The organism is Neisseria flavescens, assembly GCF_005221285.1.
In the GTDB taxonomy this organism is placed as follows: Bacteria; Pseudomonadota; Gammaproteobacteria; order Burkholderiales; family Neisseriaceae; genus Neisseria; species Neisseria flavescens.
In genome coordinates, this window is the sequence record NZ_CP039886.1 from 229,057 (window position 1) to 252,151 (window position 23,095).

At 51.3% G+C, this 23,095-nt stretch carries 24 protein-coding genes; 14 read left to right on the forward strand and 10 right to left on the reverse strand.

Translation table 11 applies throughout. From position 1 onward, the window contains the following. Positions 1 to 267 precede the first annotated feature (267 nt). On the forward strand, positions 268 to 1,374 hold the full coding sequence (gene serC / locus FAH67_RS01225) for a phosphoserine transaminase (protein ID WP_039863456.1): 1,107 nt from the start codon (positions 268 to 270) through the stop codon (positions 1,372 to 1,374). Between the two features lie 63 nt (positions 1,375 to 1,437). On the opposite strand, the gene FAH67_RS01230 is transcribed toward serC, so the two are convergent. The 3 genes from FAH67_RS01230 to rnhA form a co-directional block, all read right to left on the reverse strand. Then, positions 1,438 to 2,631, reverse strand: coding sequence for an LD-carboxypeptidase (locus FAH67_RS01230; RefSeq protein ID WP_003678737.1), 1,194 nt, complete (start codon positions 2,629 to 2,631; stop codon positions 1,438 to 1,440). A gap of 51 nt (positions 2,632 to 2,682) precedes the next feature. Then, positions 2,683 to 3,081, reverse strand: a complete 399-nt coding sequence (locus FAH67_RS01235; RefSeq protein WP_039863455.1) for an HIT family protein — start codon at positions 3,079 to 3,081, stop codon at positions 2,683 to 2,685. A gap of 248 nt (positions 3,082 to 3,329) precedes the next feature. Then, positions 3,330 to 3,767: a ribonuclease HI gene (gene rnhA, locus FAH67_RS01245; RefSeq protein ID WP_039863454.1), complete on the reverse strand. Its 438-nt coding sequence runs from the start codon at positions 3,765 to 3,767 to the stop codon at positions 3,330 to 3,332. Positions 3,768 to 3,886: 119 nt separating this feature from the next. Between rnhA and FAH67_RS01250 the strand changes: the two genes are divergently transcribed. Beyond that, entirely contained in the window at positions 3,887 to 4,276 is a 390-nt protein-coding gene (locus tag FAH67_RS01250) for a PH domain-containing protein (protein WP_003678731.1), read from the forward strand. 12 nt (positions 4,277 to 4,288) lie between these two features. Then, positions 4,289 to 5,158, forward strand: a complete 870-nt coding sequence (gene tehB, locus FAH67_RS01255) for an SAM-dependent methyltransferase TehB (RefSeq protein WP_039863453.1) — start codon at positions 4,289 to 4,291, stop codon at positions 5,156 to 5,158. A 57-nt stretch (positions 5,159 to 5,215) separates the two neighbouring features. On the opposite strand, the gene FAH67_RS01260 is transcribed toward tehB, so the two are convergent. Then, on the reverse strand, positions 5,216 to 5,716 hold the full coding sequence (locus tag FAH67_RS01260; RefSeq protein ID WP_003678727.1) for a GNAT family N-acetyltransferase: 501 nt from the start codon (positions 5,714 to 5,716) through the stop codon (positions 5,216 to 5,218). A 13-nt stretch (positions 5,717 to 5,729) separates the two neighbouring features. After that, the gene (locus tag FAH67_RS01265) at positions 5,730 to 6,266 is read right to left on the reverse strand and encodes an isochorismatase family protein (RefSeq protein WP_003678723.1); all 537 of its coding nucleotides are present in this window, start codon (positions 6,264 to 6,266) and stop codon (positions 5,730 to 5,732) included. A 153-nt stretch (positions 6,267 to 6,419) separates the two neighbouring features. Here FAH67_RS01265 and argS point away from each other — a divergent pair, with 153 nt between their 5' ends. Continuing rightward, positions 6,420 to 8,138 (forward strand): arginine--tRNA ligase, encoded by a 1,719-nt coding sequence (argS, locus tag FAH67_RS01270; protein WP_003678721.1) that lies wholly within the window; start codon positions 6,420 to 6,422, stop codon positions 8,136 to 8,138. Positions 8,139 to 8,295: 157 nt separating this feature from the next. On the opposite strand, the gene FAH67_RS01275 is transcribed toward argS, so the two are convergent. Then, complete coding sequence (locus FAH67_RS01275; protein ID WP_003678720.1) at positions 8,296 to 8,652, reverse strand: SpoIIAA family protein; 357 nt, start codon at positions 8,650 to 8,652, stop codon at positions 8,296 to 8,298. 18 nt (positions 8,653 to 8,670) lie between these two features. Beyond that, positions 8,671 to 9,561 (reverse strand): DMT family transporter, encoded by an 891-nt coding sequence (locus FAH67_RS01280; protein WP_003678719.1) that lies wholly within the window; start codon positions 9,559 to 9,561, stop codon positions 8,671 to 8,673. 175 nt (positions 9,562 to 9,736) lie between these two features. Here FAH67_RS01280 and FAH67_RS01285 point away from each other — a divergent pair, with 175 nt between their 5' ends. Then, positions 9,737 to 10,084 carry a cupin domain-containing protein gene (locus tag FAH67_RS01285; protein WP_003678718.1) on the forward strand — a complete coding sequence of 116 codons (348 nt, stop codon included), beginning with the start codon at positions 9,737 to 9,739 and terminating at the stop codon, positions 10,082 to 10,084. A 73-nt stretch (positions 10,085 to 10,157) separates the two neighbouring features. Here the strand turns inward: FAH67_RS01285 and FAH67_RS01290 are convergent, their stop codons facing one another. Beyond that, a complete protein-coding gene (locus FAH67_RS01290) occupies positions 10,158 to 10,910 on the reverse strand; it encodes a CPBP family glutamic-type intramembrane protease (protein WP_003678717.1) in 753 nt (250 codons plus the stop codon). Between the two features lie 207 nt (positions 10,911 to 11,117). On the opposite strand from FAH67_RS01290, the gene FAH67_RS01295 reads away from it, so the two are divergent. The 6 genes from FAH67_RS01295 to FAH67_RS01320 all read left to right on the forward strand — a co-directional run bounded on the left by FAH67_RS01295 (position 11,118) and on the right by FAH67_RS01320 (position 16,748). Continuing rightward, entirely contained in the window at positions 11,118 to 11,516 is a 399-nt protein-coding gene (locus tag FAH67_RS01295) for a DUF350 domain-containing protein (RefSeq protein ID WP_039863452.1), read from the forward strand. Between the two features lie 50 nt (positions 11,517 to 11,566). Then, positions 11,567 to 12,580 (forward strand): SPFH domain-containing protein, encoded by a 1,014-nt coding sequence (locus tag FAH67_RS01300; RefSeq protein ID WP_003678715.1) that lies wholly within the window; start codon positions 11,567 to 11,569, stop codon positions 12,578 to 12,580. Positions 12,581 to 12,783: 203 nt separating this feature from the next. After that, positions 12,784 to 14,304 (forward strand): DUF4178 domain-containing protein, encoded by a 1,521-nt coding sequence (locus FAH67_RS01310; RefSeq protein ID WP_172459140.1) that lies wholly within the window; start codon positions 12,784 to 12,786, stop codon positions 14,302 to 14,304. Positions 14,305 to 14,306: 2 nt separating this feature from the next. Continuing rightward, a complete protein-coding gene (locus FAH67_RS11455; RefSeq protein WP_003678710.1) occupies positions 14,307 to 14,453 on the forward strand; it encodes a hypothetical protein in 147 nt (48 codons plus the stop codon). Continuing rightward, positions 14,450 to 14,833: an adenosylmethionine decarboxylase gene (gene speD, locus FAH67_RS01315; RefSeq protein ID WP_003678708.1), complete on the forward strand. Its 384-nt coding sequence runs from the start codon at positions 14,450 to 14,452 to the stop codon at positions 14,831 to 14,833. The genes FAH67_RS11455 and speD overlap by 4 nt, the downstream gene beginning before the upstream one ends. A gap of 310 nt (positions 14,834 to 15,143) precedes the next feature. Then, complete coding sequence (locus FAH67_RS01320) at positions 15,144 to 16,748, forward strand: NAD(P)-binding protein (protein WP_003678706.1); 1,605 nt, start codon at positions 15,144 to 15,146, stop codon at positions 16,746 to 16,748. Between the two features lie 61 nt (positions 16,749 to 16,809). Here the strand turns inward: FAH67_RS01320 and FAH67_RS01325 are convergent, their stop codons facing one another. Next, positions 16,810 to 17,448: a bifunctional 4-hydroxy-2-oxoglutarate aldolase/2-dehydro-3-deoxy-phosphogluconate aldolase gene (locus tag FAH67_RS01325; RefSeq protein ID WP_003678704.1), complete on the reverse strand. Its 639-nt coding sequence runs from the start codon at positions 17,446 to 17,448 to the stop codon at positions 16,810 to 16,812. Positions 17,449 to 17,538: 90 nt separating this feature from the next. After that, a complete protein-coding gene (edd, locus tag FAH67_RS01330) occupies positions 17,539 to 19,374 on the reverse strand; it encodes a phosphogluconate dehydratase (protein ID WP_003678702.1) in 1,836 nt (611 codons plus the stop codon). A gap of 483 nt (positions 19,375 to 19,857) precedes the next feature. Here edd and zwf point away from each other — a divergent pair, with 483 nt between their 5' ends. The 3 genes from zwf (at position 19,858) to FAH67_RS01345 (ending at position 23,023) form a co-directional block, all read left to right on the forward strand. Further along, positions 19,858 to 21,303, forward strand: coding sequence for a glucose-6-phosphate dehydrogenase (gene zwf / locus FAH67_RS01335; RefSeq protein ID WP_039863473.1), 1,446 nt, complete (start codon positions 19,858 to 19,860; stop codon positions 21,301 to 21,303). 63 nt (positions 21,304 to 21,366) lie between these two features. Further along, the gene (gene pgl, locus FAH67_RS01340; RefSeq protein ID WP_039863451.1) at positions 21,367 to 22,062 is read left to right on the forward strand and encodes a 6-phosphogluconolactonase; all 696 of its coding nucleotides are present in this window, start codon (positions 21,367 to 21,369) and stop codon (positions 22,060 to 22,062) included. Further along, positions 22,043 to 23,023 carry a glucokinase gene (locus FAH67_RS01345; RefSeq protein ID WP_112890846.1) on the forward strand — a complete coding sequence of 327 codons (981 nt, stop codon included), beginning with the start codon at positions 22,043 to 22,045 and terminating at the stop codon, positions 23,021 to 23,023. The genes pgl and FAH67_RS01345 overlap by 20 nt, the downstream gene beginning before the upstream one ends. Positions 23,024 to 23,095 lie beyond the last annotated feature (72 nt).

Genomic DNA, 23,095 nt, shown 5'->3' on the forward strand with positions numbered 1-23,095 from the left:
AACTGTTTTCAAGATAAAAGAAAAGTGTTGATTTGGCGTGGATTTTTTGAAGTGATTGCTTAAATGGAAGGTGGAAGAGTGAGGCCGTCTGAAAAGGAAATTGTTGACAAGTTTTGATGTGGCGTTTCTGAAATTATTTTGTAAAACAAAGAATTGGTATTGCTTTGTTTTCAGACGGCCTTGTATTTCCTGATTTTTCGTGCTTGCACAATGTGCAAGGCGGTTCTACAATTTCTTCATACCCACCGAATAAGAAAGAAGGCCGCCATGTCCGCACACCCGATTTACAATTTTTCCGCAGGTCCTGCCGTATTGCCGGAAGCGGTATTGCGTACCGCGCAACAGGAAATGCTCGACTACAACGGTACGGGTTTCCCCGTGATGGCGATGAGCCACCGTTCGGATATGTTTTTGAGTATTCTGCATCATGCCGAACAAGACTTGCGCCAGCTTTTGAATATTCCGTCCAACTATAAAATCCTGTTTTTACAGGGCGGTGCGACCACGCAATTCAATATGGCGGTTCTGAATCTGGCACGCGGTTTCAGCACTGCCGACGCGGTGGTAACGGGCAACTGGAGCCGCATCGCCTACGAGCAGATGGGGCGGCTGACCGATACGGAAATCCGTTTGGCGGCGCACGGGGGCGGGCAATATGCCTATAAAAACCTGCCTGCGGTGGAGGATTGGGATGTCAACCCGAATTCTGCGTTTGTTCATTTTGCGATTAATGAAACCGTAAACGGCTTGCAGTATCAAAACGTCCCCAAACTTTCAGACGGCCTGCCGCCGCTGGTGTGCGATATGTCGAGCGAGATTTTGTCGCGTGAGTTTGATGTATCCGATTACGGCTTGATTTATGCCGGCGCGCAAAAAAATATCGGCCCTGCCGGTGCGACCGTGGTCATTATCCGCGAGGATTTGCTGGAACGTTGTCCGAACGATATTCCCGATGTGTTCAACTACCGTTCGCACATCAACCGCGACGGTATGTACAACACGCCTTCCACTTACGCGGTTTATATGTCGGGTTTGGTGTTCCGCTGGCTGCAAACGCAGGGCGGTGTGAAAAAAATTGAAGCGGTCAATCGGATAAAGGCGCAAACCTTGTACGAGGCGATAGACGGCAGCGGCGGTTTTTACATCAACGATATTCATCCTGATGCGCGATCCAAGATGAATGTGGTCTTCAAAACCGCAAGCGAAGACTTGGATCACCGCTTTGTGTTGGAAGCCGAGTTGCAGGGCTTGTGCCTGCTTAAGGGTTATAAAACCGTCGGCGGTATGCGTGCCAGCATTTACAATGCGATGCCGCTTGAAGGTGTGAACGCGTTGGCTGACTTTATGAAAGATTTCCAACGACGTTACGGTTAAGATGAAGATATAAAAAGGCCGTCTGAAACTGGGTTTCAGACGGCCTTTTGATTTGAACAAGCCTTATTCGGTGACTTCTTCAGTAATGCTGTCGCGGTAGATAGTATTGTCGTAAGTCGGAACAGGAGGCGGCAGCAGGTTGTCGAGTGTCAGTGCGGACGGGTTCAGCGTAGGATAGCCGTTGAAGGTGACGGAATAACCGCCGTTGCCGGTACTGCGGACTTTGGCATGCGCGCCCAAGGGGAAAGTGATTTTGTTGGTGATGTGGCCGAATGGGAAGCCGGTCAATACAGGAATTTTGGCGGTGCGCGAAATGTGGTTGACGACGGCGGAGAAGTCGTAGCTGGAGTCGTACACGTCGCGGATGGTGCCCATGCGGAAATCGCCGAAGATGATGGCGCGTTGTTTTTGCAAAACACCTGACAGATAAAGCGTATTGAGCATGCGCTCGATGCGGTAGGGTTGCTCGCCGACATCTTCGATAAAGAGGATGCCGCCTTGAATATCGGGCATGTAAGGCGTACCGGCGAGGGAGGCGAGCACGCTGAGGTTGCCGCCCCACAATGTGCCTTCGACGTTGATATCGGCGCGTTGGATGGTTGGGACATCAACGATGTTGACATTGTTGGTCGTGCCGCGGATAAAGGAATCCATGGTAAAGACGCTGGGGTCTGCTTTGCCAAATTCGCTGTATACCATCGGGCCGGCAAAGCTCATCATATTGCCTTTGGCTAATAGGGCGAGTTGGACGGCGCACACGTCGCTGAAACCGAAGAACAATGTGCCGCGTTCGCGCATTCTGGCACCGAGTGAGGCAAAGTCGATTTGCGGCAGGATGCGTGCCGCGCCGTAGCCGCCGCGTAGGCCCATCAAGACTTTAGGCGTTTCGACGCGGCCGCTGGCAACGTCTTGGAAGTCTGCGGCACGTTGGGCATCGCTGCCGGCAAAGCGTTGGTAACGGCGGCTACCTGCCTGTTGGTTGGTTACGGTAAAGCCTGCATTGTAGAGGCGGGTCAGGCCGGTGGTCACGCGGTTGGGGTCTTCGGCGAAGCCTGACGGCGCAACAACGCGCAGGAGGTTGTCACCGGAACGTGGCGGATGGGGTTGCTTAGGTTGCACGGTTTTGGCTTTCGCGGTGGTGGAAGTGGTTTTGGTTTGCGGCGTGGTTGTCGTGCCTGTGCCGCAGGCTTGCAACAACCCTGCACCTGCTGCGACAGAGCAGGTACGCAGGAAATGGCGGCGCGTGGTGGAGTTCATTGAGGTTTTCCTTTCGTTATATGTTCAGACGGCCTGAACTTGGCTGAAAGTTTAAGCGATTAAGTTTTTGATTTGTTCCGGCCAGTTTTCGGGCAAGGTCATGCCGTGTTCGCGGACGGGCGCGGCCCAAATCGGCGCGGGGAAGTTGGCGTCGTTTTCAAAACGGGCGATGACGTGCCAATGCAGGTGGGGCACAACATTGCCGAGGCTGGCCAGATTGATTTTGGCCGGGCGGAAGACTTGGCGCATTGCGGCTTCAACCTGATACACCATTTCCATGATTTCGTTGCGTTCGGCAGGGGAAAGGTCGGTCATCTCGGAAACATGGTCATTCCAAATAACGCGGCAGAATGCCGGTGCGCCGGCTTCGTTGTGGACGGCAATCACGCGCAGGTTTTGGGTTTGCAGCAAAATGTCTTCGTTGTCGGCAGTGCAGATGGGGCAGGTCATGGTTTTCTCTTTTTCAGTCTGAATAGGAATCGGGTGATTGCCGTCAGGATTTTTAGAATGAGGTAAATAGCAGTCAGCGTGATGAATGTGAACAGCCACGGTTTAGGTATAAACCACCAAAATAAATAGGCGGGCGTGATTAAGTCGGCACATTCTTCGGCACTCTTATAGTGGTCACACAAATCAATGCAATGACGGCAATCCAAAACAACGGCTTGAGATGTTTGAGTACATTCATGGATGCAGTGTTATAAAAATTTTGCCGCCCCCTGATTGGCGAGCTCGTCGGCTTTTTCGTTTTCAGGGTGTCCGGCGTGGCCTTTTACCCAAGTCCAGCGGACATCGTGCTGTTGAACCAGACTATCCAGCTCTTTCCATAAATCATCGTTTTTGACCGGTTTTTTGGCGGCGGTTTTCCAGCCGTTTTTTTTCCAGCCGTGTATCCAGCTTTCCATGCCGTTTTTGACGTATTGCGAGTCGGTGCAGATGACGACTTGGCAGCGGCGTTTTAAGGATTTCAGTCCTTCGATAACGGCGGTCAGCTCCATGCGGTTGTTGGTGGTTTCGGCTTCGCCGCCGAACAGTTCTTTTTCGTGTGTGCCGTAGCGCATAAATACCCCCCAGCCGCCTGCGCCGGGGTTGCCTTTGCATGCGCCGTCTGTGTAGAGGTAAACGGGTTTATCCATGGGCATGTCTTTGTCGAATAAGGCGGTATCATAACATAAGGCCGTCTGAAATATCGGCAAATACGGTTTGCGCGTGTAAAATACCCTGCACTTATCACTCGTATAGAAAGCAGGCAGATATGGGATTGTTCAGCGGCCTTTTGGGCAATGCTTCGCAAAAAGACGCCGATGCGGTGGAACGCGATTTGGCGAATATCCTGATTGATGGCGAACAGGTAAAAATGGCATTCAGCCTGGTGCGCGATTTGATTGTGTTTACCGAATATCGGCTGGTGTTGGTGGACAAACAGGGTTTGACAGGCAAGAAAGTGTCTTACCGTTCGATTCCGTATCGTTCCGTATCGCGCTTTTCGGTGGAAACCTCGGGTCATTTCGATTTGGATGCCGAGCTGAAGATTTGGGTTTCTTCCGGCGAGGCGCCGACCGAAACCTTGCAGTTTAAAAGCGACAAGAGCGTGATTGCCATTCAGAAAGCTTTGGCAGAAGCTGTGTTGAAACCGTCAAAATAGAAAGGAAACATGATGAGCGAACAGCAAGAATTGTTTTGTTACAAACAGATGCCGGTGTGGACGGCGGATGAGATTCCCGAAGCCTTGTTGTCCAAACACAATACCGCCGCCGGTACTTGGGGCTGCCTCAATGTCCTCCAAGGCCGTCTGAACTTCAACGAAGTGGACGAGGCGGGCAATATTATGGCCACGCACGAGCTGACGCCTGAAAGCGATGATTGGATTATCCATCCGCAAGCATGGCACTTTATCGCGCCGCAAACGCAAGATACGGAAATCCAACTGTCGTTTTACTGCGAGGCGGTGGATTATTTCAATAAGAAATACGGCATGAGCGCGACACATTCGGCCGTCCGCGCCGCCGAGGGCATCGTGCCCGTCGGCAAGGTTTTGGATATGGGCTGCGGTCAGGGCCGCAATGCGCTGTATCTGGGTTTGAAAGGTTTTGACGTTACCGCTGTCGATAATAATCCGAACGCGGTTCAAAACGTGGAAGAGCTGGCGCGTATCGAAGAACTGAATGTCCGCGCGTTTGAATACGACCTCAATGCCGCCAATATTCAGGAAAACTTCGATTATATGGTGGCGACCGTGGTGTTTATGTTCCTGATGCCGCGTTACGTTCCTGATGTGATTGCCAATATGAAGGAACATACCAACCCCGGCGGCTACAACCTGATCGTTTCTGCGATGGATACGGAAGATTTCCCTTGCCCGATGCCGTTCCCATTCAAGTTCGGCGAGGGAGAGCTGCGCGAATACTATAAGGATTGGGAATTGGTGGAATACAAGGAAGAGCTGGGTTCGATGCACGCGAAAGACGAATTCGGCAATCCGATTCAGTTTAAATTCGTCACCATGCTGGCGAAGAAACCGGAATAAAGGTTTTGCCGTAAAAAAGGCCGTCTGAATTCAGTTTTCAGACGGCCTTTGTCGTAATCAATCGACAATCCTTTTGCCCAAAATCACCACGTCTGCCAACATGGTTTCTAAATCGCAGACTTGCGGCAGCCGCCCCCATTCTTCAAAACCAAAACGGTGAAACAGGTTCAGGCTCGGATAGTTGTGGCCGAACACAAGCGCGATGACGTTGCGGATGTCTAAGGACGGCGCGCGTTCGAGCATATTCCGCAACAGGATTTTGCCCACACCTGCGCCGCGCATATCGTGGCGGACATAAATGCTGACTTCCGCGCTGATGTGGTAGGCGTAGCGCGGATGGTAGTCGCTGAAACTGCCCCAGGCCAATACGGTGCCGTCGGTATCGTAAAGGGCGTAGATCGGGCGTTTGTCCGTGTGCGCGGCAAACCATATTTCACGCTCGGCAACCGTGGTCGGCGACAAATCTGCGGTGGATTGGCGCGTGGCCACGGTGCTGTTGTAAATATCGACGATGGCGGGCAAGTCTTGGCGCAGGGCAGGGCGGATGGTGTATTGCATTTCAGACGGCCTGTTATTGAATCAGTTTGGAGATAGTCTTAAAGGCCGGATGTTTGGCATCGCCGAGCAGTTGGAACAAGATACTTTCGACATTGGAAATGATAATGCCCTGACGGCTCATTTGCGCCAACCCATTGTCGCGGTTGGTCGTTGTGCGCGAGGTGGTGCATTCAAAAGGCAGGGATACGGCGTAACCTTGCGCCTTCAAATCCAAGGCCGTCTGAAGCATACAGATATGCGCTTCCGCACCCACCAAAATAATGTGTTTGATGTCGTTTTTGCGTAAGATTTCCCGAATTTCGGGCAAAAAAGCCGAGAATCGGGTTTTCTCGACAACAGGCGTGCCTTCGGGCAACAGCAGCGATACGGCGGATACGGTGTTGCCCAAACCTTTCGGATATTGTTCGGTTACGGCAAAGGGTACGCCCAAAGCCGTCAAACCTTGAATCAGCAGGCGGCAGCGTTCCAACATTTCGTCCACGCCGGAAAGGGCGGGCAGCAGGCGTTCTTGAATATCGACAATCAGACAAAGCGTATTTTTGGGGTTCATGGCTTTTCCTTTCAGACGGCCTTTACAGCAAAATCGTTGAATCAGAATGTAATCATATAACAAGCCGCTGGAAAAGTATTGCAGCTTGCCCTGTTTTAAAGCCCGAAATTCTTTTAAAATACCGCCTGATTTGAATTGATAGAGACCGACAACATGAATTTATACCAAACCGTCGAACGTGAAGCCCAAGCAGCCTTTGCCGCTGCCGGTTTGTCCGACAGCCCCGTCGTATTGCAAGCGGCGAAAAATCCCGACTTCGGCGATTTCCAAATCAACGGCGTGATGGGTGCGGCGAAAAAAGCCAAACAAAATCCGCGCGAGTTGGCGCAAAAGGTGGCCGAAGCCTTAGCCGACAACGCTGTGATTGAAAGCGCGGAAGTGGCCGGCCCGGGCTTTATCAACCTGCGCCTGCGCCCTGAATTCCTCGCCCAAAACATTCAGACGGCCTTGAACGACGCGCGTTTCGGTGTGGCAAAAACCGACAAACCGCAAACTGTCGTCATCGACTATTCCTCGCCCAATCTGGCCAAAGAAATGCACGTCGGCCATCTGCGTTCCAGCATCATCGGCGACAGCATTTCGCGCGTATTGGAATTTATGGGCAACACCGTCATCCGCCAAAACCACGTCGGCGACTGGGGTACGCAGTTCGGCATGTTGGTCGCTTATTTGGTTGAGCAGCAAAAAGACAACGCCGCCTTCGAGCTGGCGGATTTGGAGCAGTTTTACCGCGCCGCCAAAGTGCGCTTTGACGAAGACCCTGCCTTTGCCGACACCGCGCGCGAATACGTTGTGAAGCTGCAAGGCGGCGATGAAACCGTGTTGGCGTTGTGGAAACAGTTTGTCGATATTTCGCTCTCGCATGCTCAAGCCGTTTACGACACGTTGGGCTTGAAGCTGCGCCCCGAAGACGTGGCGGGCGAATCGAAGTACAACGACGATTTGCAGCCCGTGGTCGATGATTTGGTTCAAAAAGGTCTGGCGGTCGAAGACGACGGCGCAAAAGTCGTATTCTTGGACGAGTTCAAAAACAAAGAAGGCGAACCCGCCGCATTTATCGTGCAAAAACAAGGCGGCGGCTTCCTTTATGCTTCCACCGACTTGGCGTGTTTACGCTACCGTGTCGGCACGCTTCATGCCGACCGCCTGCTGTACGTCGTCGACCATCGCCAAGCCCTGCACTTCGAACAACTCTTTACCACTTCCCGTAAAGCAGGCTATCTGCCGGAAAACGTCGGCGCGGCATTTGTCGGCTTCGGCACGATGATGGGCAAAGACGGCAAACCGTTCAAAACGCGCAGCGGCGACACCGTGAAACTGGTTGACCTGCTGACCGAAGCCGTCGAACGCGCTACGGCTTTGGTGAAAGAGAAAAATCCCGAATTGGGCGCGGATGAGGCGGCAAAAATCGGTAAAACCGTCGGCATCGGCGCGGTCAAATATGCCGATTTGAGCAAAAACCGCACCAGCGATTATGTGTTCGACTGGGACGCTATGCTCTCGTTTGAAGGCAACACCGCTCCTTACCTGCAATACGCCTATACCCGTGTGCAAAGCGTGTTCCGCAAAGCAGGCGAATGGGACGCAACTGCGCCAACCGTTTTGACCGAACCTTTGGAAAAACAACTGGCTGCCGAGCTGTTGAAATTTGAAGACGTACTGCAAAGCGTGGCAGATACTGCGTATCCGCACTACCTTGCTGCCTACCTCTATCAAATTGCTACCTTGTTCAGCCGCTTCTACGAAGCCTGCCCAATCCTGAAATCAGAAGGCGCAACCCGCAACAGCCGCCTGCAACTGGCGAAGCTGACCGGCGACACGCTGAAACAAGGCTTGGAGTTGTTGGGCATTGATGTATTGAATGTCATGTAAGTTTTTGAATAAAAACGATGAAAGGCCGTCTGAAACTTTGCGGGTTGCAAGGTTTCAGACGGCCTTTTTTATGCTTTAAAAAATATTGTGATACCGTTGATTTTGAGTCTAAGCGGTTTTGAATTTGCTCAAGTAATGCGTTCAGACGGCCTTGTTTTTATTTTAAATTGCTTGCCAACAACCAAGCTTGTGCTTCGGCAGCGTCGCTGAAATATTTGGGATGTTGGTTGGTCAAGAGGCTGGACAGGCGCGCACCGAGTTTGATCCAGATGTCGTCGGTAATGACGGCAACGCGGCCGAAGTCGGTTTCGTGTTGGTTGAGGAATTTGATTTGCTCGACCGCCATATCGATGGTGAAGTCTTTCAGCATGGACAAGTCCAACAGGATGTCGGGCAGATGAACTTTTTGTTTTGCAGCCAACAAGGCTTCTTCCAATTGGCGGAAATCGTCCAAAGTGAACTCGTTGTACAGCGCTACGTTTAAGCCGTAAGATTGTTCGCGGATGGAAATCATGGTGTTCTCCTTGTTAAATTATTGCTTCATCAGAAATTTTTTGATTGAGGCCGGAGTAAAACTGCTGAACACGCCGCCTGCAACAATGATAACCATGCCGGCAGCTTCCTGCCAAGTGATTTTATCGCCGAAAAGCAGTACGCCGGACAGGGCGGAGAAAACGACGGTCAGGTAGGAAAGCGAGGCAACGGTAAATTTCTTGCCGACCTTGTAGGCGCGGGTCATGGCAAGTTGGGCAATCATGGCGGAGATGCCGATGCCGGCCAGATAGGGCAGGGAAGACACGGTCAGCGGATGCCAGCCGGTAAAGCAGCTCCAAATAGCGGACATAATCAGGCCGGTAAGCGACAGATAAAACACCACGCGCCAGCCCGGTTCGCCCAAAAGCGAGAGTTCGCGCACTTGCAAATACGCCCAGCCTGACATGGCGCCGCCTGCCAAACTGACCAGTGCGGCAAATTCCTGTCCGCCTTGAAAAGATGGATTGAGCAACAGGATAACGCCGATAAAGCCCATAACCAAAATGGCTTGGGTATAAAGCGTAATTCGTTCTTTTAAAATGAAAAATGAAAAGATGGCAAGCCAGATGGAGGAGGTGTAGTTGAGCGTGACGCCTGTTGCCAGCGGCAGATGTATGACGGAATAAAGCGTGCACATCATGGCAAGCGTGCCGATGACGCTGCGGTTGAGATGTGTTTTCCAATGCGGCGTGGAAAATGTGTTGCCTTGCACTTTGGCCATGATGCCTAAGAACAGGGTGGAGACCAGCATGCGCCAAAAGACCAGCTCGCCGCTGGAAAAGCCGAAATGTGTAGAGGCGGCTTTGACGGAGAGGTTCATGACGGTAAAGCTGAGTGCGGCAATAACCGCCCATGCCGAGCCGAGCGGATCTTTTCTGACGGTTTCCATTTGATGGGTATGTAAAGCGATTTTCTTAATAAGAAAATATTATACAGGTCAATCAGGCCGTCTGAACAATATCGTTGGGTTTCAGACGGCCTTTTTATTAGAAAATAAGAATTATTATTGAATAATAAAGTGGGTTTTTATAGAATGGAAGCCCTATTTTAAGAATAGGCTTGCCATGAAAGTTTCCAATATTTCTGCTATTTTGTTGTCTGCTTTGTTTTCCGTTACCGTTTCTGCCGCGCCTTTGGGAGAGGTTTCTTCCGAAAACGGTAAAATTTTCAGCGGCGAAAATTACATGGTCGTTAAGAAAGACATGAAGAAAGGGGAGCAGATTAAGCCGCACGATCATCCGGGTTTTAAAACGCTGATTTTTGCTGTTGGAAAGGGAAGCTTTGACGTGACGTTAAATCAGACTGAAAAACATACGGTCGGCGCAGGCTCGGTGTTGCGGTTTGGCGGCGATGCAGTAATTGAGGCAGTTGCAACCGAAGATGCGGATGTGGCAATTACTTTGATTAAGTAAACCGATAGATGATAAAAGGCCGTCTGAAAAATGATGTTTCAGACGGCCTTGTTTATTCATTCAACTATTGCCATTAAGCGCAAATCAAATAGATGAAGCCGGAACCGAAGATATCTGCCAAGGCGTGAACCAGGAAAAACGGCAACAGGTTTTTGACTTTGTATTTGTAGAAGAAGTAGTACATCAAGCCGAAAACAACGCCGATAACGGTCGCCCAAAGCATGCCTTGGTAAGTATGGAAGGAGACGCGCACCAAGGTCGAATAGGCCAATACCTGCCATTTGTATTTGTCTTCCACGCAGGTTAAAAGGCCGAGGAAGCAGAATTCTTCGTAAAAGCCGTTTAAAAGGCCGTAGAGGATGGCCATCGGCGCAAGGGCGGCGAATTTGTCGAAAATGGATAATGGCTTGATGTATTGGAAGATTTCAGTAGTGAAATAATTGTAGCCGCCGCTTAATGAAGTTACCGCATCGGCGGTCAGACCCATCAGGATAAAAATCACAGGCGTCCAAAACAATACGCCTAAATTAAAGCGAATCGGCAACTGTTTGAAGTCGAAACGGCGGATAATGAGGTAAATCAAAGCAATAGCAAGCAGCGTCAACTGCAGGTTCATGTTTTCCGAATAAGCCACACCGGTTACCGCAGTATCACGTACTTCTTCGGTAACTGCGGCCGTTTCCACTTGCGGCATCAGGCTGGCAATATAAAGTTGGGTAGAACGGTAGGCAAATTGACCGAACAGGATGGCGGTAACAATCAGCATGTCAAACCAGCGCAGATGGCGCAAAGGCTCTTTAGGGCGGATAGCGGCGAGTATGCTCATATTCTCCTCTTTTCTCTAACTAAATATCGGTGCGTAATAGTTACATAAATATACAAAAATCGTCAACAATTATCACAATAAAACATGAATTAAAAAATCAGACCCTTTCAGACGGCCTGAAGCGCTTCTAAAAATGCCATATTTTCCGAAGGGTTTAGCTTCAAGAATATGGCATAATCACTTTATTGCAAACCAAGGAATCTTATCGTGAGTATTTCTCTGTCCCAATATCTGCTTTACCTGCAATATATGTTGGCAGGTGTCGCCATGACTGTCGTTTTCGGTGCCGTATATCTGCGGATTACCCCCGCTGAAGAATTGCGCCTGATTAAAAACGGCAACCTTGCCTGCGCCTTGTCATTTGGCGGCGCATTGATTGGTTTCTGTCTGACGCTTGCCTCAAGTATTGCCCACAGCGTCAGCTTCATCGATTTTATCCTGTGGGGACTTGCCGCAGCCGTGATTCAGATTTTTGTCTATTTCGCTGCGACAATGATGATTAAAGGCGCTACCGCAGAACTTATCGGCAACAATGTCGCCGTCGGCGCGTTGCTTGGTGCAGTGTCCATCTCGATCGGCATTTTGAATGCGGCTTGCTTGACTTGAATACCCATACCTTGAATTTTGTATCCCGATTTATTTTATAAGGAACTGAAATGTTCAACTTTATCAAGAAACAGTTTATCGACGTCATTCAATGGCCGAATCCCGATGACAGCCTGTTGATGTGGCGTTTTCCGATTGCCGATGAGGAGATCCAAAACGGTGCGAGCCTGACTGTGCGTGAGGCGCAGATGGCGATGTTTGTCGATGAAGGCGTAACCGCCGACGTGTTTGGGCCGGGGCGTTACACGCTCAATACGCAAACGCTGCCAGTGCTGACCAACTTGAAAAACTGGGACAAGCTTTTTGAATCCCCGTTTAAATCGGATGTTTACTTTTTCAATACCAAACAACAGCTCGCACGAAAATGGGGTACGTCCCAACCTGTTACCGTGCGCGATGCCGAATTTGGCGCGGTGCAACTGCGTTCGTTCGGTATGTATTCTTACCGCATCAGCGATCCGGCAAAATTCTTCAAAGAAGTCAGCGGCGTGGCGGCGCAATACAGCGGCGTAGACTTGGAAAACCAGCTGCGCAATATTGCAGTCACCCAATTGGCGGCCGCGTTTGGCAGCTCCGGTATCCCATTCTTGGATATGGCGGCGAACCAAGTTTTACTGTCGCAAAAAATCGGCGAGTTGCTTGGTGCGGAATTTGCCAAGCTGGGTTTGGCGTTGGAAAACTTCACTGTTGAGAGCATTACCTTGCCTGCGTCTATTCAGGCTGCGTTGGATAAGAAAATTTCGATGGGCGTTATCGGCGATTTGGGACGCTACACCCAATATCAAACCGCCGAATCCATCCCGCTTGCGGCACAAAATGAAGGCGGACTTGCCGGAATCGGTGCAGGCTTGGGCGTGGGTGCCGGTATTGGTCAGGCGATGGCGGGTGCCATGTCTGGCATGATGCAGCCGAATGTGCAACAGGCTCAGCAAAATGCTCAGCCGGCTACCGAAGATCCGCAGGCGAAATTGGTGAAACTCAAGTCTTTGCTGGATGGCGGTTTGATTTCGCAAGAAGATTTTGATAAGGCCAAGGTTGAAGTGTTGAAACAGTTGATTGGTTGACAAATTGAAGGCCGTCTGAAAAATATCATTCAAAGAAGCGTTGAGCTGCTTCTGTGAAAAGGTTTCAGACGGCCTTTTGAATCATTTGATTGAGTCTGTTCGGCGATTTGGTTTGTTTCTAATCTGAAATTATTGATAAAACCAGTTGATATAAACGTTAAGGCCGTCTGAAACATTCCAATCCATTCTGAAAAAGCAAACCCATGTCTCAAACTCCTTTCTTCAAAACCGACTGCCCAAGCTGCGGCGCACCTGTCGAAGCGCATTCTGCTTCTGCTGTGACGCTGGTGTGCGGCTATTGCAACAGCATGCTGGTGCGGCAAGATAACGGCGTTGTCGACTCCGGCCGCGATTCCGCATTGCTGGAAGATTTTAGTCCGCTGCAAATCGGAACCAGCGGCACATTTGTCGCGCAACGCTTTACCTTGGTCGGACGGCTTCAGGTGCAATACGACGATGGTGCGTGGAATGAATGGTATGCGCTATTTGACGACGGCAGGGCCGGGTGGCTTTCTGAGGCGGGCGATTTGTATGTGATGACCATGCCGGTCGAAGTCGATAATCCGCCGAAATTTGAAGACACGCGAGCCGGATTTAGCGAGCTGACTTTTCAAGATAAGCACTATATTGCCTCGGATGTTCGCAAAATCAGTTTGAAACGCGCCGCCGCGCAGGGCGAATTGCCGTTTGTTTTGAAAGAGGATACAGAAAATCGGGTTTCCGACTGGCGTTGCGAAAACCTTTTCATCACGCTCGATTACAACAACACAACACCCGAAGCCTTCTTCGGTCGGATGGTAAACCTAGATGATTTGAAGCTGGAAAACAAGCGCCACGAAGATGAAATTAAAGAAAGCGCAGGCCGTCTGAAAGGCAGCATCGCCTCTGAGAACTGCCCCAACTGCGGCTCGTCCGTCCACTGGGTCAACGGCCTCACCTCCCATCTCAACTGCCCAAGCTGCAGCAGCGAATTGACAGTCGGCAAAGATAAAGCGGAACTCATTACTGCCAACGCCATGCGCACGGCGCAGCAAAGCCTGTTTACCCTGCCCATCGGTTCGAAAGGTCGTCTAAAAAAACGCGAATTTTACGTTATGGGAGCGGTCATATACGCCGAAACCGACGCACAGGAAACATTCGACAACCTGTTCAGCGGCGCCAACCGCACGCTCACGCCCGAGGGCCAATGGTTGGAATATCTGCTTTACAACCCGACGCAAGGTTTCCTGTGGCTGGTCGAATCAGATGACGGCTGGAGCCTTTCCCAAACCCAAAACACATGGCCGCGACTCGACCGAAACCGCCAACCGCAAGGCTGCGGCAAACTTTACGACTACGGCGGCAAAGTCGAAGTCGCGGCCGGCGCGTTCTACTGGCGCATCCGCAGCGGCGATTTGAACTATTACAGCGACTACCGCGACGGACAAAACCGAAAACTTTCTGCCGAATTGAACACTCACGAAATGGCATGGAGCAAAAGCGTGCCGGTTGATTACAGCGAAATTGCCGAGGCATTTAGTCTGAGCAGCCGCGCACTGCATTACACCGCAAAAATGGCGGCAGACGGTATTGATAAATCACTGAGAATCATCATGACCGCCATCTTGGTTGTCGTCAACCTTCCCGCCCTTATGATGGACGGCAATTCTGCCGACCCCTTCGTGGTCATTATAGGAGCCTGGTTGCTGTGGACTATGGGCAAAGAAGACGGGGACGAGGATTAATCATGTCGAGAGCCACTTATATCATTTTCAGCACCATTATCATCATCATCTCCATGATCATCAGCTACGGCTCTTCCGACTCCGACGGCTCACGTATGCACTCCGGCGGTTATTATGGCGGCAGTGGCTATTCCGGAGGCCATAAATGACCCATGCCCCCGGTAATCATGGTCTATTGGACTTATATGGCTGCGATAAAGCCATCTTAAAAGATGAAGGCCGTCTGAAAACCGCTTTGGTAGCTGCCGCACAGGCAGCAGAAGCCACCATATTAACCGAACACTTCCACACATTCGGTGGCGTAGGCGGCGTAACCGGAGTTTTACTGCTCGCCGAGTCCCACATCAGTATCCACACTTGGCCGGAACACCGTTTTGCCGCCATTGACGCATTTATTTGCGGCGGTATGAAATTGGAAAAAGTGAAGGAAATCTTGTGCAGGGAGTTGGTGGCAGAAAGGGCTGTTTGGACGGTTGCACAACGTGGCGAAGGTATACTGGACGATATACAACCAGCGGTTGAACAATAAAATCTATAAGGCCGTCTGAAAGCATATTCAATCCGTTTTCAGACGGCCTTAAACCTTGTGCTGCTTAAACTGAAATATTGACGCTATATGGAAAAAACGCCTTTTTTAAAACCGATTGCCCAAGCTGTGGTGCGCCTGTGGAGGTGTATTCCGCTACTGCCGTGACGCTGGTGTGTGGCCATTGGCGCAGTATGCTGGTTGCTAGAAGCGGTAAGGGATGGTTATTCGGTAGGGCATAAATAACGCGAGACCTGCGTAACTTCATTGTACCGTTTTATTTTTATTTTTTCAGACAACCTTTTTATAAAACATGCTAACCCGCCGTCAATTTCTCAGCTATACCGCCGCGCTTAGTGCCGCCTCTGCTTTCTCTTGGCAGACTTATAAGTACCTCAACCGCAAACCGCCGGTTTCTATTAACCGTGTCGGCTTGCCGTTGGGGCATTTGTTGCGCGACGGGGAATTGCTGCAAGCGCCGACCCGTCGTTATGAATGCAATACGTTGATACTCGGCGGCGGTGCGGCGGGTTTGGGGGCGTTGTGGTATTTGGCGAAGCATAATCACTGTGATGTATTGTTGGCAGAAGGGTTTGAACGCAATGGCAACAATGCCGCCTATACGTCTTCAGACGGCCTGAAAGCGCCGAGCGGTGCGCATTATTTGGCTTTGCCGTCGAAAGAAAGCGTGTATGTGCGCGAGATGCTGGCGGATTTTGGTATTTTGCAGCCGGACGGCAGCTTTAGGGAAACCGATTTGGTCTATGCGCCCGAATCGCGCCTTTTATATCAGGATAAATGGGTGGAACATTTATTGCCGAAAGAAGATGCGGATTCCAAACGGTTTTTTGATTTAATAGGCCGTCTGAAACAGGCTTACGGCGATGACGGTAAGAAAATTTTTGCTATTCCGATTGCGCTGTCATCGGCCGATGAGACATGGCGCAAACTCGATAATCTGACGTTCAAACAATGGCTTGAGCAAGAAGGCTACCACTCGCCTGATCTTTTGTGGTATCTCGATTATTGTTGCCGCGACGATTACGGACAAGGCATCAGGCAAGTGTCTGCCTTTGCCGGACTGCATTATTTTGCCGCCCGCAACAATGCAGAAACCGTCCTCACTTGGCCCGAAGGTTTGGCGCATCTTTCTGAAAACCTGCGCCGTCATGCCGGTTTGCAGGAAGGCTGGCAATGGCCGTCTGAAAACCGTATCCGTTTGGAGAAGCCTGCTTCAATTAATGCTTCCGCCGTCAAAATCAAACCGCTTTCAGACGGCCGGATTGAAGTGTGGCTGCGTGATAATGCAAAAGGGGAAACCGTTGCCGTCACCGCGCAACACGTTATCTCCGCCATGCCGCTGATGGTTGCCGCCCGCATTATTGACTCTCCCGAACAATTTGGTCTGGACATCCCAGAATACGCGCCATGGCTGGTTTCTAATTTTGAACTGCACAGTTTCCCGAAAGAAAAAAACAACAGCGAACTTGCGTGGGACAATGTGGTTTATGGCAGCCAAGGGTTGGGCTATGTTGTTGCGACCAACCAGCTTATTCGGGTTGCCCATCCTGAACGCACGATTTTTACCGCCTACGCCGCGCTCAACCACGATACGCCACAAGCCGTCCGCCGCCAGCTGCTTGAAGCAAGCGACGAAGAGCTGCTCCGGCTTGCCGCACAAGATCTGCTTACCGCTTACGGCGAAGGCTTTTGGCGGCACGTTTCCCATGTTGACATTACCGTTCGGGGGCATGGCATGAGCGTGCCGAAACCCGGCTATTTAAGCGATGAGGCTTTATTAAAAATCAGAAATCGAAATGTCGGATTGTTGTTCGCACACAGTGATTTAAGCAGCTATTCGGTATTTGAAGAGGCTTTGTATTGGGGTGTGGAAGCGGCACGGAAAGTGTTGGCTTAATTGATATAAAAAGGCCGTCTGAAATCATATTCAGACGGCCTTTTTTAACCTTATAACCTGATTAGGCTTTTGGTTTCAAAGCGGCAGCTTCGCGAGCCAGACGGGTGATGGTATCCCAGTCTTTGTTTTTGATGGCTTCTTTCGGAGTCAGCCATGAGCCGCCGACGCACAAGACATTAGGCAGTGCCAAGTACTCGGGTGCAGTTGCCAGGCTGATGCCGCCGGTCGGACAGAAGCGCACGTCGGCGTAAGGGCCGTAGAGTGCCTTGAGCATGGCTTTGCCGCCGACGACTTCGGCGGGGAAGAGTTTGAGGGTGTCGATGCCGTGTTCCAAGGCCAGTTGGACTTCACCCGGAGTGGCAACGCCGGGAATCAGGGGGATGCCGCTGTTGTGGCCGGCTTTGGCGAGGGATTCGTGCAGACCCGGGCTGATGGCGAAAACCGCGCCTGCGTCTTCGACGGCTTTGAGCTGTTCGGGATTGGTTACCGTACCCGCGCCGACGATGGCGTTGGGTACTTCTTTGGCAATCAGGCGGATGGCGTCGAGTCCGACGGGTGTACGCAGGGTGATTTCGAGGGTAGGGATGCCGCCTTCGACAAGGGCGTGGGACAAATCGACGGCGGTGCTTAAGTCGTCAATCGCCATTACCGGCACAACTGCGCCGGCGGTCAAAATTTCGCGGGGGGTCAGTTTGGACATTTTAGGTCTCCGTTGGGGACTGTATCGTAATAGGTTCGTTAACATGGTTTCAGACGGCCTGATTGTTTTAAAAGGCCGTCTGAAAAGGGTTTAGGCAAATTCGCCGCCGAAGCTCATCGCACCGGTTTCCGCGCTGCTGGTCATGCTGCGGAAGCCGGCGAAGAGTTCGCGACCGCAGCCTTGTTGGTTCGCGCCCAAGTCGATTTGTTCGACTTCGCGGGCATTCCATTCGGCTTCGTTGATCAGAACGTTGAGTTCGCCGGTAACGGAGTCGAAGCGGATCGGGTCGCCGGTACGGATTTTGGCGATGTTGCCGCCCATCAGGGCTTCGGGGGTCATGTGGATGGAGGCCGGAACTTTGCCGGACGCGCCGGACATACGGCCGTCGGTCAGCAGCGCCACTTTGAAGCCGCGGTCTTGCAGGATGCCCAAAGGCGGGGTCAGTTTGTGCAACTCGGGCATACCGTTGGCACGCGGGCCTTGGTAGCGGACGACGCAGACGAAATCGCGTTCCAATTCGCCGCGCTCAAACGCAGCCAACACTTCGCGTTGGTCGTTGAATACGATGGCGGGCGCTTCAATGATGCGGCAACCTTCGCGCACGGCAGATACTTTAATTACGCCGCGACCGATGTTGCCTTTCATCAGGCGCAGACCACCGTCTGGGGAGAACGGATTGTCGGCTTTGCGCAGGATGTCATCGTTGCCGCTGGTTTCGGGGGCTTCGCGCCATTCGAGTTTGCCGTCGATAAGGAAAGGCTCTTTGGTGTAGTGGCGCATACCGTGTCCGACGACGGTATCGACATCGTCGTGCAACAGACCTGCGTCCAACAATTCTCGGATGACGAAAGGCAGGCCGCCGGCAGCGGTAAAGTGGTTCACGTCGGCCTTGCCGTTCGGATAAACGCGGATGAGCAGCGGGATGATGGAGGAAATTTCGTCAAAGTCGTCCCAGTTGAGAATCACGCCGGCCGCACGCGCCATAGCGACGAGGTGCATGGTGTGGTTGGTCGAGCCGCCGGTCGCCATCAGACCGATCAGGGCGTTGATGAAGGATTTTTCGGTCAACATTTCGCCCAAAGGTTTGATGGTGCCGTTTTTGATGCCGCGTGCGAGGTGTCCGGCAGCGTAGCGGGTCAGGGCTTCGCGCAGGTCGGTGTAAGGGTGGACGAAGGCGGCGGCAGGCAGGTGCACGCCCATCATTTCCATCATCATTTGGTTGGAGTTGGCGGTACCGTAGAAGGTACAGGTACCGGGGCTGTGGTAGGAACCCATTTCGCTTTCGAGCAAGGCATCGCGGCCGACTTTGCCTTCGGCGAAAAGCTGGCGGGTACGGGCTTTTTCTTTATTGCCGATACCGCTGGACATCGGACCTGCGGGGACGAAGATGCCCGGAATATGACCAAACGACAACGCGCCGATCATCAAACCCGGCACGATTTTGTCGCACACGCCCATAAACAGGCCGCCGTCAAACATTTGGTGCGACAGCCCGATGGCGGTACTCATGGCAATCACGTCGCGGGAAAACAGCGACAATTCCATACCGGCGTAGCCTTGCGTGATGCCGTCGCACATAGCGGGCGTGCCGCCGGCGACTTGTGCGGTCGCGCCGTTTTTCTGCGCTTCGTCTTTGATTTGGTCGGGGAAGTCTTTAAACGGCTGGTGTGCGGAAACCATATCGTTGTAGGCGGTGATGATGCCTAAGTTGGGGACGGTGTCCTGAAGCATTTCGATTTTGATGCTTTTGGGCATAGAGGCGTAGCCGTGCGCCAAATTGCTGCAGCCGAGCTGGTTGCGCTCTAAGCGTCCCATCTGTTTGGCACTACGGATTTTCGCCAGATATTTTTCACGCGTCGGGCGGCTGCGCTCGATGATGCGTTCGGTAATCTCGGCGAGTTTAGGGTGAATAGGAGTGGGGTTCATGGGCTGTCTCCTGGCAAAACGATATGATAGGGATTTTGTTTGCGCGTTTCTGATTTTTGTATTGGGTGTTTTTCAGACGGCCTGGAGCTGTGGGAATAAATAAATGAGTGCCGTCTGAAATGTTGAAGATTTCTCTTCGAAGCGTCTGCGTATTATAGTACAAATTCTGTAATTTTGTTACAAAATAATTCACAAAGTGGAAGAAATTTGATTTAAATCGAGGTATGGTCAATTCGTAAAATGGTGGGCTGCGAAAGTCATCAAATTTTTATGTTAAATCAAACAATTTGTAAAAATGAGAATAGACAAAATCTGTAGCCATGTGTAGTATTACTACTCACTAGCCCGCTTGTTTGAAATTTTGGTGCAGGCGATTGGTTTTTTTACTGCTTATTGCTTAAAGGCTTTTGATTTTAATTGATTTTTATGGATGACGACAGTCCAAAAGTTTTGAAGCAAGCTTCCTCAGCGAGAGATGAAACGATGAGTACACAGACAAATTTTGATTTGGTGTTGTTCGGTGCGACCGGCGATTTGGCAATGCGCAAACTTTTGCCCTGCCTGTATCAGGCGCACGTGGCCGGTTTGCTTCATCCCGAAGGCCGTATTTTGGGCGTAAGCCGCAGCGAATTGGATACCGCCGGCTTTTTGGCTAAAGTGGAAACGAATTCTAAAATCCATATCAAACAAAATTTTTCAGATGAAGCGTGGGCTTCGTTTATCCGACGTATCGAGTATTTGAAAGTCGATGTTACAGAGAAAGGCGATTTCACTGCCTTGGGCGAAAAAGTCAAAGCCCGCAAGGAAACCGACAATGTCGTCATCTATCTTTCCACCGCGCCGAAATTCTTTGCACAAGCCTGTGAAAACCTTGCCGAAATCGGTTTGAACGCCGACAACGCGCGCGTGGTTTTGGAAAAACCATTGGGTACGGACTTGTCCTCTTCCCAACAAATCAATACCGATGTCGCCCGCTATTTTAAAGAAAGCCAAATCTACCGTATCGACCATTATTTGGGTAAAGAAAGCCTGCAAAACCTGCCGGCATTGCGTTTTGCCAACGTGATGTTCGAGCCTTTGTGGAACAACAAATATATTGAAAGCGTACAGCTGACCATTGCCGAAAAGCTCGGCGTGGAAGAGCGCGGCGAGTTTTACGACATTACCGGCGCGTTGCGCGATATGGTGCAAAACCACTTGATGCAAATGCTTTGTATGACTGCGATGGAAGCACCGGCGAGCTTGGATGCCGATGCCGTGCGTGATGAAAAAGTGAAAGTCATCAAATCGCTGAAACCGCTGACCATCGAATCCGTCAACGAAAATGTTATTCGTGGTCAGTATGTTGCAGCAAACGGCATGAACGGCTATTTGGAAGAAGTCGATGTACCGAAAGACAGTTTCACTGAAACCTATGTCGCCATCAAAGCCGAAATCGAAAACGACCGCTGGAAAGGCGTGCCTTTCTACCTGCGTACCGGTAAGCGCATGGCAGGCAAAGTGGCGGAAATCGTGTTGAACTTCCGTCCGCTGCAAAACCATATTTTTGACAACAGCCAACCTGCGCCGAATCGTTTGGTTATCGAGCTTCAGCCGACCGAATCCGTCCGCCTCTATACCCAAATGAAAACGCCGGGCGCAGGCAATAAAGTGGAAATCGTGCCGCTGGCAACCGACTTGGAAAAAGCTCTCGAAGGCCGCCGTGCCGAAGCTTACGAACGCCTGCTGCTGGATGTCATCAACGGCAAACTCGCTTTGTTCAACCGCCGCGACGAACTCGAAGCCGCTTTGGAATATGTGATGCCGATTTTGGAAAACTGGGCAAACAACACCACCCCGCCGCACGGCTACGACGCGCATTCGTGGGGACCGGAAGCCGCGCGCGAACTCTTGGCTCGAGACGGCAACAAGTGGCACGAAGAGCAATAATATTTTTTTCAGACGGCCTTGTTTTCCAACAAAAGGCCGTCTGAAACCATGAAAGGACGAAACATGTTTGTTTGGCACGAACAAGAAAACGCTGCAACTGCCGCGCAAGCTCTCGCTGATGCTGTTGCCACCGCATTGCAAGCCGCGTTGAATGAGAAAGGCCATGCGGTTTTGGCCGTTTCCGGCGGGCGTTCGCCGATTGCGTTTTTCGAGGCTTTGTCGCAAAAAGATTTAAATTGGCAAAACGTTGGCATTACTTTGGTGGACGAGCGTATCGTTCCGACCACGCATGCCGACAGCAATACAGGCTTGGTACGCGAATATCTGCTCAAAAATAACGCGGCCGTTGCCACATGGATTCCTGTTGTTGAAGACGGAAAGTCTGAAACTGAATTACAACCTGAAGTTGTCGTTGCTTACGCATTGAAACATTACAAGCAACCTGACGTGCTGGTGTTGGGGATGGGCGGAGACGGGCATACGGCGTCGTTGTTCCCTCAAGCGCCTCAATTACAGGCAGCAATCAATGAAGCCAATGACCTGACATTGATTCATACTACGCCGGTTACCGCGCCGCATGAGCGTGTGAGCATGACTTTGGGTGCGATTGCCAAAACGCCGAATGTATTTTTGGCCATTCAAGGCGCAGAGAAAAAAGCGGTATTCGACAAGGCTGCTGCAAGGGTTGACACCGAATATCCGACCAGTCTGATTCTCAATCACCAAGGAATTAACTGCCATGTCTACTATGCACGCTGAAGCTTACCCTCGTTTGGTCGCCGATATCGGCGGTACGAATGCCCGTTTTGCACTTGAAACTGCACCACGGGTCATTGAAAAGGCTGAAGTCTTGCCTTGCAAGGATTATGACACCATTGTCGATGCCGCCAAAACTTATTTGGAACGCGCAGGCAGCCCGAAAGTTTTGCATGCAGCCTTTGCGATTGCCAATCCGATTTTGGGCGACTGGGTGCAGATGACCAACCACCACTGGGCATTCTCCATCGAAACCACCCGTCAGGCTTTGGGTTTTGAAACGTTGATTTTGTTGAACGACTTTACCGCCCAAGCTTTGGCGGTAACACAAACCGATAAGAAAGACTTGATACAAATCGGCGGTCAAAAACCAATCGAATTTGCGCCTAAAGCCGTTATCGGTCCGGGTACCGGTTTGGGTGTCAGCGGTTTGGTGCACAGCGCTGCCGGCTGGGTGGCGTTGGCAGGCGAAGGCGGCCATACCAGCTTCCCACCGTTTGACGATATGGAAGTGTTGATTTGGCAATACGCTAAAAACAAATACGGCCATGTTTCTGCCGAGCGTTTTTTGAGCGGCGCAGGTTTGAGCCTGATTTACGAAACATTGGCCAAACGCGACAACATCAAACAATGCCGTCTGAAGCCTTCTGAAATTACCGATAAGGCATTGAGCGGAACATCGCCTATTTGCCGTCAGACTTTGGATATTTTCTGCGCCATGCTGGGTACGGTCGCTTCCAATTTGGCTTTGACTTTGGGCGCGCGCGGCGGCGTGTATTTGTGCGGCGGGATTATCCCGCGTGTATTGGATTACTTTAAAACGTCTCCATTCCGCAGCCGCTTTGAAAATAAAGGCCGCTTTGAAGCTTATCTTGCCGCCATTCCTGTGTATGTCGTATTGAGCGAATTTCCGGGCATCGTCGGCGCGGCGGTGGCATTAGACAATCATTTAAATAACGTTTAAACACACAAACGGCGGTGCAGGGCAGGGTACGAAAATATACCTTGTCCTGAACGTCAAAGAATCAAAGGGTAG

Excerpts from the sequence above, each read along its gene's own strand:
- serC (WP_039863456.1), top strand. The coding sequence starts at position 268 with ATGTCCGCACACCCGATTTACAATTTTTCCGCAGGTCCTGCCGTATTG.
- FAH67_RS01230 (WP_003678737.1), bottom strand. The coding sequence starts at position 2,631 with ATGAACTCCACCACGCGCCGCCATTTCCTGCGTACCTGCTCTGTCGCA.
- FAH67_RS01235 (WP_039863455.1), bottom strand. The coding sequence starts at position 3,081 with ATGACCTGCCCCATCTGCACTGCCGACAACGAAGACATTTTGCTGCAA.
- rnhA (WP_039863454.1), bottom strand. The coding sequence starts at position 3,767 with ATGGATAAACCCGTTTACCTCTACACAGACGGCGCATGCAAAGGCAAC.
- FAH67_RS01250 (WP_003678731.1), top strand. The coding sequence starts at position 3,887 with ATGGGATTGTTCAGCGGCCTTTTGGGCAATGCTTCGCAAAAAGACGCC.
- tehB (WP_039863453.1), top strand. The coding sequence starts at position 4,289 with ATGAGCGAACAGCAAGAATTGTTTTGTTACAAACAGATGCCGGTGTGG.
- FAH67_RS01260 (WP_003678727.1), bottom strand. The coding sequence starts at position 5,716 with ATGCAATACACCATCCGCCCTGCCCTGCGCCAAGACTTGCCCGCCATC.
- FAH67_RS01265 (WP_003678723.1), bottom strand. The coding sequence starts at position 6,266 with ATGAACCCCAAAAATACGCTTTGTCTGATTGTCGATATTCAAGAACGC.
- argS (WP_003678721.1), top strand. The coding sequence starts at position 6,420 with ATGAATTTATACCAAACCGTCGAACGTGAAGCCCAAGCAGCCTTTGCC.
- FAH67_RS01275 (WP_003678720.1), bottom strand. The coding sequence starts at position 8,652 with ATGATTTCCATCCGCGAACAATCTTACGGCTTAAACGTAGCGCTGTAC.
- FAH67_RS01280 (WP_003678719.1), bottom strand. The coding sequence starts at position 9,561 with ATGGAAACCGTCAGAAAAGATCCGCTCGGCTCGGCATGGGCGGTTATT.
- FAH67_RS01285 (WP_003678718.1), top strand. The coding sequence starts at position 9,737 with ATGAAAGTTTCCAATATTTCTGCTATTTTGTTGTCTGCTTTGTTTTCC.
- FAH67_RS01290 (WP_003678717.1), bottom strand. The coding sequence starts at position 10,910 with ATGAGCATACTCGCCGCTATCCGCCCTAAAGAGCCTTTGCGCCATCTG.
- FAH67_RS01300 (WP_003678715.1), top strand. The coding sequence starts at position 11,567 with ATGTTCAACTTTATCAAGAAACAGTTTATCGACGTCATTCAATGGCCG.
- FAH67_RS01310 (WP_172459140.1), top strand. The coding sequence starts at position 12,784 with ATGTCTCAAACTCCTTTCTTCAAAACCGACTGCCCAAGCTGCGGCGCA.
- FAH67_RS11455 (WP_003678710.1), top strand. The coding sequence starts at position 14,307 with ATGTCGAGAGCCACTTATATCATTTTCAGCACCATTATCATCATCATC.
- speD (WP_003678708.1), top strand. The coding sequence starts at position 14,450 with ATGACCCATGCCCCCGGTAATCATGGTCTATTGGACTTATATGGCTGC.
- FAH67_RS01320 (WP_003678706.1), top strand. The coding sequence starts at position 15,144 with ATGCTAACCCGCCGTCAATTTCTCAGCTATACCGCCGCGCTTAGTGCC.
- FAH67_RS01325 (WP_003678704.1), bottom strand. The coding sequence starts at position 17,448 with ATGTCCAAACTGACCCCCCGCGAAATTTTGACCGCCGGCGCAGTTGTG.
- edd (WP_003678702.1), bottom strand. The coding sequence starts at position 19,374 with ATGAACCCCACTCCTATTCACCCTAAACTCGCCGAGATTACCGAACGC.
- zwf (WP_039863473.1), top strand. The coding sequence starts at position 19,858 with ATGAGTACACAGACAAATTTTGATTTGGTGTTGTTCGGTGCGACCGGC.
- pgl (WP_039863451.1), top strand. The coding sequence starts at position 21,367 with ATGTTTGTTTGGCACGAACAAGAAAACGCTGCAACTGCCGCGCAAGCT.
- FAH67_RS01345 (WP_112890846.1), top strand. The coding sequence starts at position 22,043 with ATGTCTACTATGCACGCTGAAGCTTACCCTCGTTTGGTCGCCGATATC.